11 protein-coding genes are annotated in these 12,907 nt (G+C 59.4%); 5 read left to right on the top strand and 6 right to left on the bottom strand.

All coding sequences use genetic code 11. From position 1 onward, the window contains the following. Positions 1-210: 210 nt before the first annotated feature. Entirely contained in the window at positions 211-669 is a 459-nt protein-coding gene (locus tag AC559A_RS13340; RefSeq protein WP_498818286.1) for a DUF4351 domain-containing protein, read from the bottom strand. Positions 670-724: 55 nt separating this feature from the next. Continuing rightward, the gene (gene topA / locus AC559A_RS13335) at positions 725-3,181 is read right to left on the bottom strand and encodes a type I DNA topoisomerase (RefSeq protein WP_498818285.1); all 2,457 of its coding nucleotides are present in this window, start codon (positions 3,179-3,181) and stop codon (positions 725-727) included. A gap of 211 nt (positions 3,182-3,392) precedes the next feature. Between topA and AC559A_RS13330 the strand changes: the two genes are divergently transcribed. From AC559A_RS13330 to AC559A_RS13310, 5 genes are all read left to right on the top strand, one after another. Beyond that, complete coding sequence (locus tag AC559A_RS13330) at positions 3,393-4,445, top strand: NAD-dependent epimerase (RefSeq protein WP_498818284.1); 1,053 nt, start codon at positions 3,393-3,395, stop codon at positions 4,443-4,445. A gap of 218 nt (positions 4,446-4,663) precedes the next feature. Further along, a complete protein-coding gene (locus AC559A_RS13325) occupies positions 4,664-6,025 on the top strand; it encodes a dihydrolipoyl dehydrogenase family protein (protein ID WP_498818283.1) in 1,362 nt (453 codons plus the stop codon). Between the two features lie 84 nt (positions 6,026-6,109). Next, positions 6,110-6,364, top strand: a complete 255-nt coding sequence (locus AC559A_RS13320; protein ID WP_498818282.1) for an AbrB/MazE/SpoVT family DNA-binding domain-containing protein — start codon at positions 6,110-6,112, stop codon at positions 6,362-6,364. After that, entirely contained in the window at positions 6,361-6,786 is a 426-nt protein-coding gene (locus AC559A_RS13315) for a type II toxin-antitoxin system VapC family toxin (RefSeq protein WP_498818281.1), read from the top strand. Before AC559A_RS13320 ends, AC559A_RS13315 begins: the two co-directional genes overlap by 4 nt. Before the next feature lie 3 nt (positions 6,787-6,789). Further along, on the top strand, positions 6,790-7,389 hold the full coding sequence (locus AC559A_RS13310; protein ID WP_498818280.1) for a Maf family protein: 600 nt from the start codon (positions 6,790-6,792) through the stop codon (positions 7,387-7,389). Between the two features lie 121 nt (positions 7,390-7,510). On the opposite strand, the gene AC559A_RS13305 is transcribed toward AC559A_RS13310, so the two are convergent. The 4 genes from AC559A_RS13305 to secA all read right to left on the bottom strand — a co-directional run bounded on the left by AC559A_RS13305 (position 7,511) and on the right by secA (position 12,780). Continuing rightward, positions 7,511-8,899: an outer membrane homotrimeric porin gene (locus AC559A_RS13305; protein WP_498818279.1), complete on the bottom strand. Its 1,389-nt coding sequence runs from the start codon at positions 8,897-8,899 to the stop codon at positions 7,511-7,513. A 239-nt stretch (positions 8,900-9,138) separates the two neighbouring features. Further along, positions 9,139-9,714 carry a CDP-alcohol phosphatidyltransferase family protein gene (locus AC559A_RS13300; RefSeq protein WP_028573459.1) on the bottom strand — a complete coding sequence of 192 codons (576 nt, stop codon included), beginning with the start codon at positions 9,712-9,714 and terminating at the stop codon, positions 9,139-9,141. Positions 9,715-9,731: 17 nt separating this feature from the next. Next, on the bottom strand, positions 9,732-10,223 hold the full coding sequence (locus AC559A_RS13295; protein ID WP_498818278.1) for a YajQ family cyclic di-GMP-binding protein: 492 nt from the start codon (positions 10,221-10,223) through the stop codon (positions 9,732-9,734). A 46-nt stretch (positions 10,224-10,269) separates the two neighbouring features. Continuing rightward, complete coding sequence (gene secA / locus AC559A_RS13290) at positions 10,270-12,780, bottom strand: preprotein translocase subunit SecA (protein ID WP_028573457.1); 2,511 nt, start codon at positions 12,778-12,780, stop codon at positions 10,270-10,272. Positions 12,781-12,907 lie beyond the last annotated feature (127 nt).

The raw sequence follows: 12,907 nt of genomic DNA, 5'->3' as shown, positions 1-12,907 counted from the left end.
ACGAGATGACATTCATCACTGTGATCTACCTGATCGGAGCACCCATCAGGGAACTACTCGTTCCATAGCATTTCCACGTCCAACGTCGAAGAACCTAACTTTCCAAGGCGGCGTAAGGCCCAGGCCCAAGGCAAAAATTTCTTCAGCAAACATGGCAAGCCCTCCTGCGGAGAGGGCTACCTAAACAGATTGTGGTCAGTCAATTCCACATTAAACGTCGAAGAACCAATTGTCCTTGAACACCTCGTCAACGTTCTTGGCGTCCAGGATTCGTTCGGCCCAGAGGTCAAGTTGTTCAGGCGTGGCTTTGCGGAGGCGTTCCTGAACGTCCATGTCCGTGATGCTTTTGCCGAAGCGTTTGGTGAAGAGGCGTTGGACAATGGCTTGGCGGCCTTTTACCTCACCTACAAATTCGCCTTCGACACGTCCTTCGACGCGGCCTTCGTCACGGCCAAGATTCTTGATGTATTGTGCGAGCATGGCGGTCTCCTCGTTTTCCATGATGTCGGCGCAGATGGTCTCTTGTTCTTCCGGCTGTACCTGGGCGTAAACGTCAATAAACTCTGTATATTTTTCAAACAGCATCCGTGATGCCAGTTGATAGAGGCCCAGATAGGCGTGGCGCAAGACTTCGAGCCGTTCAGATGGCGGGTATTGCATTTTGGGCATGAGGGATCAAGGCGGGTTGGGCAATGTTATACTGAAAAAGGAAGATCACCCCCATCTACTCGGTCTTCTTGGCCCGGGTGGTTTTCTTGGCCGCGGGCTTTTTAGTCGTGGTTTTCTTGGCTGTCGTCCGTTTCGGAGCCGGTTTGGTTGAATCCGAGGGAGTTTTTGTAGCAGCTTTTGAGGCGGCTTTGTCGGCAGCCTTGGTTGCGGCCTTCTTGGGCGTGGGTTCGAAAAAGTCCGGGAGCGGGCCCTCGGTTTCCTCGAAGTCCTCGGCCACCGGGATGAAGTGGCGGCACTCCTTGACCGGGCAGGACAGGTAGTTGCCGCGCTTTTCCGTGTGGCGGCGGAGCATGATCGGGAAGTCGCACTTGGGGCAGGGCTGAGGCACCGGAGGGGCGGGCATGGCCGTGGTGCAGTCCGGGTAGCGGCTGCACGAGAAGAACATCTTGCCGAAGCGCGAACTGCGCTCCACCAGTTCGCCGGTACACCCTGCCGCGGGGCAGGCGACTCCCGTGGAGTAGGACTTGGTGTACTTGCACTTGGGGTAGGAGGCGCAGGCATAGAACCGGCTGCCGGTGCGGGCCTTTTTCAGGACCACGTCCCCGCCGCAGTCCGGGCAGGTGCCGACCTTGACCGCTTCTTCCCTGGGCAGCTTCTCGATGGTCTTGATCTTTCCGGACTCGTCCCGGGTGAAGTTGCCGGTGAACGAACAATCCGGGTACCCGGAGCAGGCCAGAAAGGCCCCGGCCTTGCCGAACTTGATCACCAGGGGTTTGGCGCACTCCGGGCAGGGCATTCCGGCGTCGATCCCCCCTTTCACGGCGGCCATGTCCTTCTTGGCCTTGTCCAGGACGGGATAGAATTCCCCGGTGAAGCCGCGCATCAGCTCCACCCAGTCCTGGCTGCCCTCGGCCACCTGGTCCAGGGATTCTTCCATCTGGGCCGTGAAATCCACGTCCATCAGCCGGGTGAAATGCGCGGTCAGTTGGTCCGTGACCACGTAGCCCAGCTCCAGGGGCACGAAGTGGCGCTCTTCCTGGGTGACGTACTCCCGGTCCAGCAGGGTGGAGATGATCTGGGCGTAGGTGGAGGGCCGACCGATGCCCTTTTCTTCCAGCTCCCGGATCAGCGAGGCCTCGCTATAGCGCGGCGACGGCTGGGTGAACTTTTGTTCCTTGAGCAGCTCCTGGAGCCGCAGTTCCTGCTTCGGGGTCAGCGTGGGCAGTTCCTGGTTCTTCTCCGCCTCCCCTCCGCCATAGACCTTGAGATAGCCGGGAAAAATCAGCCGCTCGCCCTTGGCCCGCCACTGGGTGTGGGCCGCGGCCACGGTGATGGTGGTGTCCCAGAACCGGGCCGGGCTCATCTGCGAGGCCACGAAGCGGGTCCAGATCAACTTGTAGAGCTGGTACATGTCCCGGGGCAGATAGGCCTGGAGCATTTCCGGGGTCAGGGTCACGTCCACGGGCCGGATGGCTTCGTGGGCTTCCTGGGCCGATTTACGGGACTTGAAATAGCGTTCCTTTTCCGGGCAAGAGTCCGGCCCGTAGGATTCCAGGATCAGCTTGCGCACGTCCTTGATCGCATCCGGCGAGGTGCGCACCGAGTCGGTCCGCATATAGGTGATCAGGGCCTGGATGCCCCGGTCCCCCAACTCCACGCCCTCGTACAGGCGCTGGGCCAGGGACATGGTCCGTTTGGCCGGATAGGAAAAGCGGCGGCTGGCTTCCTGTTGCAGAGTGGAGGTGATGAAGGGCGGGCCGGACTGACGCTGCCGTTCCTTTTCATCCACGGACTCCACCACAAAGGGCGCCTGGGACACTGCGGCCTCCAGCTCCCCGGCCTGGTCCGCGGAGCCGATGTCCGGCTTCTTGCCGCCCACCTTCCACAGATCAGCCTCGATCACCGCGGCGCTCTGGTCCGCCAGTTTGACCTTGAAGACCCAGTATTCCTTGGGCTCGAAAACCTGACGCTCCCGCTCCCGGTCCACGATCAGGCGCAAGGCCACGGACTGAACCCGACCCGCGGAGATGCCGCGCTTGACCTTTTGCCAGAGCAGCGGCGAAAGCTTGTATCCCACCAAACGGTCCAGAACCCGCCTGGCCTGCTGGGCGTTGAACAGATCCAGGTTCAGGGTCCTGGGGTGCTCCAGGGCCTCGCGCACGGCCCTGGCCGTGATCTCATTGAACTGGATCCGCTTGATCCGCGGATTGGCGTCCTTGATCAGCTCGGCCACATGCCAGGCGATGGCCTCGCCTTCCCGGTCCGGGTCCGGCGCGAGATAAATCTGGTCCGCCTGGGCCGCCAGCTTCTTGAGTTGTCCGACGACCTTCTGCTTGCCGGGAATCACCTCGTATTCCGGGGCAAAATCGCCCGCTTCATCCACCCCCAGCACCTTCTTCGGCAGGTCGCGAACGTGTCCCACCGAGGCGCTGACCTCATAATCCGGTCCAAGAAACTTCTTGATGGTTTTGACCTTGGCCGGTGACTCAACGATGATCAGATCTTTGCTCATAATGAGCAGGGCAAATACTCATCCCTCGGCCCCATGGCAAGTCTCGGATAACAGGTCGGAGAACCAGATGACAGGAGGACGGCGAGAGGATAGAAACCGAGGTGCCTTGCCGGGGGTGCACCTCGGGGATGCATCTCTGTTACATCTCTGTTCGCATCCGAATCCGAGTCGGAATGTGTATCCGGCAAAAACACCAATACGGAGCGTGTTCATGAAAGTTCTGATCACCGGCGCCGCCGGGTTCATCGGCTTCCATACCGTCCTGCGCCTGCTGGAGCAGGGGCACGAGGTGGTGGGCCTGGACAATATCAACGACTACTACGACATCCGGGTCAAATTCGGCCGCCTGGCCCACTCGGGCATCGCGGAGGCAGATATTGCCCTGAACCGAACGATCCAAAGCACGGTCCATCCGGGCTACCGCTTCGTGCGCATGAACCTGGAGGACGGATCGGGATTGGTGAACCTGTTCGCGCAAGAGAAGTTCGACCGGGTGATGCACTACGCGGCCCAGGCCGGTGTCCGCTACAGCCTGACCAATCCCCACGCCTACATGCAAAGCAACTTCCTGGCCTTCCTGAACCTGCTGGAAGCCTGCCGTCATCATCCCGTGGAGCACTTCGCCTTCGCCTCCAGTTCGTCGGTCTACGGGCTGAACCAGACCATGCCCTTTTCCACCAGCCACAACGTGGACCACCCCATCAGCCTCTACGCGGCCAGCAAGAAGTCCAACGAGCTGATGGCCCACACCTACAGCTATCTGTATGGACTGCCCACCACGGGCCTGCGCTTCTTCACCGTGTACGGCCCCTGGGGCCGTCCGGACATGGCCCTGTTCCTGTTCACCAAGGCCATTCTCGAAGGCCGCCCCATCGACGTCTTCAATCACGGCCAAATGCAGCGCGACTTCACCTACGTGGACGACATCGTCGAGGGCGTGCTGCGGGTGATCCATCGCGCGCCCCAGGGCAACCCGGATTGGGACGGAACCGCACCGGACCCGTCCTCGTCTCCGGCCCCGTGGAAGGTCTACAACATCGGCAATTCCCAACAGGTGGAGCTGATCCAGTTCATCGAGGCCCTGGAAGAGGCCCTGGGCAAAAAGGCCGAAATGAATCTCCTGCCGCTTCAGCCCGGCGACGTTCCGGCCACCTGGGCCGACACCACGGACCTGGAGCGCGACCTGGGCTACCGCCCGAACACTCCGGTGCGGGTAGGCATTCAGCGCTTCGTGGATTGGTATCGGAATTTTTTTCAAGTTTGATCCGGTCAGGAGTACAAGGCAGATTTCGCCTCGATCCTCAGCGGCCGTCTGAAATCGAAATCGTGATCGAAATCGAGCGCCATGTCCAAGAGGATGACGTAATCATGCGGTGATGCGCCGCTTTTTTCAATTCCAATTCCGATTCCGATTCCGATTTCGATCGCGATTTGGATTGTGAGAACAGATTGTCCTGAGGTCAGGAGTACGGGGAGTGATCCATGTCGGAAGCATATGACATCCTGGTGATCGGCGGGGGTCCGGCGGGCTATGCCGCGGCCCTGGAGAGCGCGGCCCTGGGTAGGTCCACCGCGCTGGTGGAACGGTACCTGCTCGGCGGGACCTGCCTGAACCGGGGCTGCATTCCCACCAAGCTCTTTCTCGGAGCCACGGCCCCCATTCCGGCCATGGCGGCCCAGTCACGGCTGCGGCTGGGCCAGGGGAGCTTCACCGTGGACATGGCGGCCCTGCAAAAACGCAAGGCGTCCCTGCTGGCGGCCATGCGCCAGGCCATGGCAAAAACACTGGAAACGGCGGGAGTACGGTTGATCTCCGGGGAAGCGGAACTTTGCGGGCCGACCCAGGTCTTGGTGCGGTCCGAGGACGCCGCCCAAACCCGAATCGATTTTCAGCACCTGATCCTGGCCCTGGGCTCGTCTCCAGCCTGGCCGGAAATCCTGACCCCGGACGGCGAGGCCGTGCTCAGTTCGGACCACGCCTTGGACCTGGGCAGGGTCCCGGAGTCCCTGGCCGTGATCGGGGCCGGGGCCATCGGATTGGAAATGGCCCAGTTTTTCCAGCGCATGGGCGCATCCGTGACGCTGATCGAAGCCGCCGACCGCATCGCCCCCACCGAAGACCCGGAAATCAGCGCCCAACTGGCCTCCATGCTCAAACGCCAGGGCGTGACCGTCCGGGCCAACACGACCGTCTCCGCCCTGGAACGGACGGCGGAAGGAGTCCGCGTCCGTCTCGGCCCGGAAGAGGACGTAGCGGCATCCAAGGTCCTGGTGGCAGTGGGCAGAAAGCCTAACACCCACTTTCCGGGGCTGGAAGCGATGCTCCCGGCCATGAAAAAAAACTCTTTGGAAGTGGACGAGAATCTGATGCTCAGCGAGCATATCTTTGCCGTGGGCGACTGCAACGGCAGACCCCTGCTGGCCCATGCCGCCGAGGACCAGGGCCGGTTCGCGGCCCGGTATGCCGCCGGAAAAATATCCGGCCCCTACGCGCCGGGTCCCATCCCGTTCTGCATCTACGGCGACCCGGAGGCTTTCCGGGTCGGCCCCACCCTGGAGGAGGCTCGGGCCAAGGGCTTGACCTGCACCGAATCCAAGGCCCAACTCGCCGCCAACCCCGTGGCCCAGGCCGCGGCAGCGCCTCACGGGCTGGTCAAGGTCCTCTGGCGCGACGACACCGTGATCAGCGTCAGCGCCGTGGGTCACGGCGTGCTGCACATGGTCACCGCAGCCACGATCATGGTCGGCCAAGGCTGGAGTCGGTCCCAGGCCGAAAACCTGATCTTCGCCCACCCCACCCTGGATGAAACGCTGCGCCACGCCCTGCTGGCGAATCAACAATAAACCTGACAACAGGCAACTCGCCCATATCATCAGCGCTCTCCGAAATGCATCGCCGAAAGAAGTAAAAAATACGGAGGAATACGCATGACAACATTAACTGTAACGACGAAAGGACAGGTAATCCTTCGAAAAGGAATCCTCAAGCACCTTGGTGTGGAGCCAGGCCAGAGTATCGAAGTCGATCAATTGCCGGGGGGACGGATCGAGGTCAGAGCCGCCCGACCGAACAACGGCATAGACGCTTTTCTCGGGTTGCTCTCCAATAAAACAAACAAAAAGGTGGCCACGGTAGAAGAAATCGGTGAAGCAGCGACCGAGGGTTGGGCTGGACGGCCATGAGGATCATCGCCGACACCAACGTCTTGGTTCGCTGCGTTGTCCATGACGACAAACACCAAGCAGCGATTGCGACAAAAATCCTGAAAGACGCAGCCGTGATCGCGATACCCGTTCCGACTTTGTGTGAGTTCGTCTGGGTGTTGCGCAAGGTCTACGGCGTCGCCGATGGCGATATTGCCGACGCGATCCGAGCTTTGGTCAATACGAGAAATGCCGAACTCAACCGCCCGGCGGTCGAAGCCGGGTTAGCCTTGCTCGCAGTCGGCGGCGACTTCGCCGACGGCGTTATTGCCCACGAGGGGAGCTGGCTGGGGGGCGAGACATTTGTTTCTTTCGACAAAAAAGCGGTCTCCTTGTTGACGAGCCAGGGCAAGCCCGCAATCGACCTGCTGGCTGGACGGCACAAAGAGCAGCAAGAATAATCTATGTTCCGCACCCTGACTCCCCTGGTCCTGGCCTCCGGCTCGCCCCGACGCAAAGAACTCCTCGTCGGCCTGGGACTGGATTTTTCCGTACACCCGGCCCTGGCTCCCGAACCGGCCTTCATCCCCGGAACCGACCCAGAAGCCTTTGCTCTGGGCGCGGCCCAGGCCAAGGCGCGGGAAGTTGCGGCGTTTCAGCCGGGGGCCGTGGTGCTGGCCGCGGACACCATCGTGGTCCTGGGGGGGGACGTGTTGGGCAAGCCGGTGGATTCCCGGGAGGCCCTGGCCATGCTGGAACGGCTGGCCGGGCGGGAGCATGTGGTGATTACGGGCTGTTGTCTGCGGTACCCAAAAAACGACGAGGAACAGAGCTTCGCCGTGCGGACCACCGTGTGGATGCAAAACTTCGGGCCGGAGGTTCTGGCCGCCTACGTGGCCACGGGAGAGCCCATGGACAAGGCCGGGGCCTACGGCATTCAGGAGCGGGCCGCCTGCCTGGTGGAGCGCATCCAGGGCTCCTACACCAACGTGGTCGGGCTGCCGCTGGCGGAAGTTGTTGAAGTTCTAAGTCGTTACGGGGTTATCATTCCAAGAAATCCCTGAAAAGTCTCCACCATGTGGATTGTCGCGTGATGGCTGCGCCCGGCAGGGCGCACCAAAAAAAAGCCGGGGCGAACGCCCCGGCTTTTTTTTGCGGTGGTGAGTGAATACGATCTATACTGATCTAGAAGTTGAAGATAAAGCCGACCTTGCCGAGCTTCATAGCCTTGTCGAACCAATCGCTACGTCTGTCGGCACCACGGGTACCCAGGTCGTCCAAGCTGACCTTGGCGTAGGCGAATTCAGCCAACAGGGCCAAGTTTTCATACATCTGCCATCTGTTGTTGAAAGTCACTTCCCAGTAGTTGTCTTCCTTGGTGAACAGATGGGTGTTGTCTTTGTGGTTGGTGCCCTTCATGAAGAAAGCAGTCAGGTCATGGGAGACGCCGTCAATGAACTGAATTTTCTTCAGCCCGGCACCCAAGGCCACGGAACCAACCGCGCCCTCAGCGTTCTGCCAAACATCCCACAAGTTGCCCGTTCCAGCGAACTCCATCCCGGCCAGCATGTAACGGAAGTAGCTGTCACCGGCCATGGTTGTCTGCTGACCAAAGCCAACGCCGGGGCCGAAAGCGCCGCCGTAGGTTTCAATCGTGGGCATGCGCTTGGAGTCGCCGCCGGTGGCGAAGTCTTTATCTTCACCGGATTCGTACCAACCGAACACAGTGGGGGTCATCATGTCCATGGCATAATCCACGGCCAGAACGGCTACCCAACCAGACTGCTTCACGCTCGGTTTGTCGTTCCACTTCATGGTCCCGTAGTTCAAATCACCCTTGATGCCGATGGGATTGAGCATGGACACGTCGAAATTCAAGCCAAAATGCATCATGTTGGCATTCTTGTCGGTACCGGTGAAGTCCTTGCCCCAGCGAGTATAGGCGGCAAAGGGATTCAACTTCAGGCCGTCCAGGGTCACGGGCACAACGGCCACGAAGGCATCAACTTCATCATCCCACTTCTTGGTGATGTCGTCGGGGTTGGCCGTGTCGTGATTAAAAGCACGGACCCAGCCCAACGTCAGGCCAGCCATGTCTGAAAAAGGAACGCCGACCAGGACGCCGGTGCCTTCGGATTCAAGGATGTGAGATCCCATGGTGCTCGGCAAAGCGACAGGCTGACGTCCAGCCTTCACATTGACGGGGGTACCGGGGAAATTAAAGTCAAGATAGGCGAAGCGGGTCTTGATGTTGTTGCTTCGTCCACCTGCGCCAAGGTCAAAATTATCGGCACCCCAACGGGCATTGCCGATTTCCATCTGCAAAACGCCCTTGAGGTTTTCATTGGCGACGAATTCAAACTGGGTGCGCATCCGCTGCAGAGCATCAAACCGATCATACTCAGCGCGGTCCTTATTGGCGGAACTCTGCTGAATCGCGCCGAAATCCCAGTTGTCGAGGTAATTGAAGTGAACCCGCCACCAGCCTTTAGCCTTCAATTCGATGGCGGAAGCCATGCCCGCCGTACCGAGAATGAACGCGACCAAAACGGCCAAACAAACTAATCTTTTCATACCTTCCTCCTTTTGCGATCCCAAAGAAAAAAAATCGTATCCACCCATACCGCAACGAAGACCACCTTCGTCAGGTCGGAAACCTTCTATGCCCGCCCGGACAAAGTTGTCAAGTAAAAAAATCATTTTTTTGACGGAAAATAAAATTTTTTTTACCCGCAAAAAAATTGAACTCGCTCTACTCAGAAAAAACTCGAGAGAGGAAGCGCATCTCCGTAGGGGCACGGTGCGCCGCGCCTCTACTCTTCACGCTTCTCCGCCTCCCCGGGAAAATGCCCTAACCCTATATAAATATAGTGCGCGCCGGAAAGCACCGTGCTCATGGTGACCGTGAGCACGAGAAGCTGAATCAACCCCGTCCAGGGCAGAGCAAAGGAGTACTTGGTTAAAACGGCGACAATCAGCACGATTTGTCCGCAGGTGTTGAACTTGCTCAACCACGTCGGGTGAATCCGCGACCGGACGTCCACGCCCCAGAAGTGCAGCAGGGCCATGCCGCCGATGATCATCATGTCCCGACTGATGACCAGCACGGCCAACCAGCTCGGCAGCAGTCCCACGAATCCGAGGCAGAAGTACGCCGTGATCAGCAGCAGCTTGTCCGCGATGGGGTCCAGCAGGGCACCGAGTTGCGACCGCTGTTTGAGCACCCGGGCCAAAAATCCGTCCACTCCGTCGCTCACTCCGGCGATCAGAAAAATCAGCAACGCCGCGCCGAACCGCTGATCAATGAACATCATCACGAACACCGGAACGAGAACGATCCGGAATATGGTGATGACATTGGGGATGGTCCAGTTGCTGGATGGGCGCATGGATCTGCTCCGATCTCTCAGCTTTTCATGTTCACGTGCTGCAAGGGTACGTCGAGTTCCTGATCGTCCATAAGCTTGATCACGGCCTGCAAATCATCAATCTTCTTGCCGGTGACCCGAACCTGCTCATCCTGGATCGCAGCCTGAACCTTCAGCTTTTGCGCCTTGATCAGTTTGACGATCTTCTGGGCCGTATCCTTGGAAATGCCTTCCTTGATCAGGATGTCCATCTTTACCCGGCCCTGACTGGTGGCTTCCAGCTCTTTAAACTCCATGCTCCTGGGGTCCAGTTTGCGCCGGGTGAAATGCACCTTGAGCAGGTCCTGGATGGCCCGCATTTTCATCTCATCCCCGGTGACCACATGCAGAACTTTTTCCTTGCGATTCAAATCCAGGTCCGTTTTCACGTTCCGGAAGTCAAACCGTGTGTCCAGCTCCTTGCGAACGTTGTTCACGGCGTTGTCCACTTCCTGGAGATCGACTTTGCTCACAATATCGAACGACGGCATTCATGTCCTCTCTTCTCATTTTCATCGTTAAGACGGAGCGCTGCAGCTACCCCGCGGCCCCGCAGCATTTCTTGTGTTTCTTGCCGCTGCCGCAGGGGCAGGGGTCGTTGCGGCCGACCTTGGGCTGGTCCCGGCGCACGGGTTGTTTGGCCTGGGCTTGCTGCTCCGAGCCGGAGTATTGCAGTTTCTGGGGCTTCTCTTCGTGCTGGAACTGTTCCTCCCGGACAACGTTCAGGCGCAGGTGACACAGATTGCGCAAGGTATGTTCCTTGATCAGGTGCAGCATGGTCTGGAACAGCTCGAAGCCCTCGCGCTTGTACTCCTGCTTGGGGTCTTTCTGGCCGTAGCCGCGCAGGCCGATACCGTCGCGCAGGCCGTCCATGTTCAGCAGGTGCTCTTTCCAGTCCCGGTCCAGGCTGTCCAACAGAAAATAGCGGAGAATCTCCAGGTAGTGTTGCGGGGCGTCGGTCTTGAGCTTGTCCAGCACGCCCCGAATCAGCTCCACGGTTTCGTCCTGACTGGGCAGCTTGTCATCAGGCAGGGGATGGACCCGCCCCAGCCCGAAAATCTCGCCCAGCCGGGTCCGGACTTCCTGACGGGCCTCGTCGTCAGCGTCCTTGTCCTGCACCGGGGTGTAGACGTCCTCCACCAGGTCCTGCACGAAGGACTCGACCATTTCTTCCAGGTCCTTGCTGGCCATGATCTCCCGGCGTTGGGTGTAGATGACTTCCCGCTGCTGGTTCATCACGTTGTCGAAGTCCAGCAACTGTTTGCGGATTTCGAAGTTGTGGGCTTCCACTTTGCGCTGGGCGTTTTCGATGGCCCGGGAGACCATCCGGTTCTCGATGGCCTCGCCTTCCTGCAATCCCAGCCGCCCCATCAACCCCGCGATCTTGTCCGAGCCGAACAGCCGCAGCAGATCGTCGTCCAGGGCCAAGTAGAACCGAGAGCTGCCCGGATCGCCCTGACGTCCGCTCCGTCCGCGCAACTGATTGTCGATACGTCGGCTTTCATGGCGCTCCGTGCCGATGATGTGCAAACCTCCCAGGTCCACCACGCCTTCGCCGAGAACGATGTCCGTCCCGCGACCGGCCATGTTCGTGGCAATGGTCACCTGCCCGCTATGACCGGCCAGGGCCACGATCTCGGCCTCTTTTTCGTGGTTCTTGGCATTGAGCACGCTGTGCGGAACCCCGTGGCGCTTGAGCAGCTTGGCCACGATTTCGGACTTTTCGATGGACACCGTGCCCACCAGGACGGGCTGCCCCTTATGGTGCAGGTCGCTGATCTCCTGGGCGATGGCTTTGTACTTGTCGTCCTGGGTCTTATAGATCATGTCCGGGTGATCTTCTCGGACCATGGGTCGATGGGTGGGGACGGACGCCACGTCCAGATTGTAGATTTCCTTGAACTCCACGGCCTCGGTGTCCGCGGTCCCGGTCATCCCGGCCAGCTTGTCGTACATCCGGAAGTAGTTCTGGAAGGTGATGGAGGCCAGGGTCTGGTTCTCGGCCTGAATCTTGACGTATTCCTTGGCTTCCAGGGCCTGGTGCAGCCCGTCGCTGTAGCGGCGACCGGGCATGGTTCGGCCGGTGAATTCGTCCACGATGACCACCTGCCCGTCGCCCACGATGTAGTCCACGTCCCGCTTGAAGAGATAATGGGCCTTGAGGGCCTGCAGGATGTGGTGCTGGAAGCGGATGTTTTTCGTATCATAGAGGTTTTCCAGGCCGAGCAGTTCCTCGCAGCGCATCACCCCCTCGTCCGTGAGCAGAATGGCGCGCAGCTTCTCGTCCACCGTGAAGTGCTCTTCCTTCTTCAACTTGGGAATCAGGGCGTTGATCTGCATATACAACCCTGTGGAATCCTCAGCCGGACCGGAAATGATCAGCGGTGTCCGGGCCTCGTCGATCAGGATGGAGTCCACCTCGTCCACGATCCCGAAAAACAGGTCCCGCTGAACCAGGTGCTCCATCCGGAACTTCATGTTGTCCCGCAGATAATCGAACCCGAACTCGTTATTCGTGCCGTAGGTCACGTCGGCGTTGTAGGACGTTTGCCGCTCGGGGTCGGTCAATCCGTGGAGAATCACCCCGACCTCCAGGCCCAGGAAACGATAAATCTGCCCCATCCACTCCGCATCGCGGCGGGCCAGATAATCGTTGACCGTAACCACATGCACGCCCTTTCCGGCCAGGGCGTTGAGCACCACCGGCAGAGTCGCGGCCAGGGTCTTGCCCTCACCGGTCTTCATTTCGGCGATCTTCCCGTGGTGCAGCACCATCCCGCCGATCAACTGGGCGTCAAAATGGCGCATCTTCAAGGCTCGCCAGGAAGCCTCGCGCACCAAGGCGAAGGTCTCGGGCAACAGATCGTCCAGGGTGCGCCCGTTCTGAACCTGCTCCTTCCACTCCCGAACCTTGATCGGGAAGTCGTCGTCCCCAAGGCCGCGCATCTGTTCTTCGTGGCCGTTAATAGTCTGCACCATCGGCTTGAGCTTTTTCAGGTATCGCTCATTTTTAGAGCCGATTACTTTCTTGACGATAAAATTGAACATGCATTTCTCCTTAGTATTCCTCGAAAGCCCTGGACGCAGGGCATTTGTGTTCTCGAAGCAAGGGCACTCTGGATCGGTATCGAAATCGAAATCGTGATAGTGATCGCAATCGGAAAGTTACCAGAAA

The sequence above is a fragment of the Desulfonatronum zhilinae genome (assembly GCF_900182865.1).
Taxonomy (GTDB): Bacteria; Desulfobacterota; Desulfovibrionia; order Desulfovibrionales; family Desulfonatronaceae; genus Desulfonatronum; species Desulfonatronum lacustre.
Note: the sequence above shows the minus strand (reverse complement) of the source record. Positions and strands in the feature narration are given on the sequence as shown.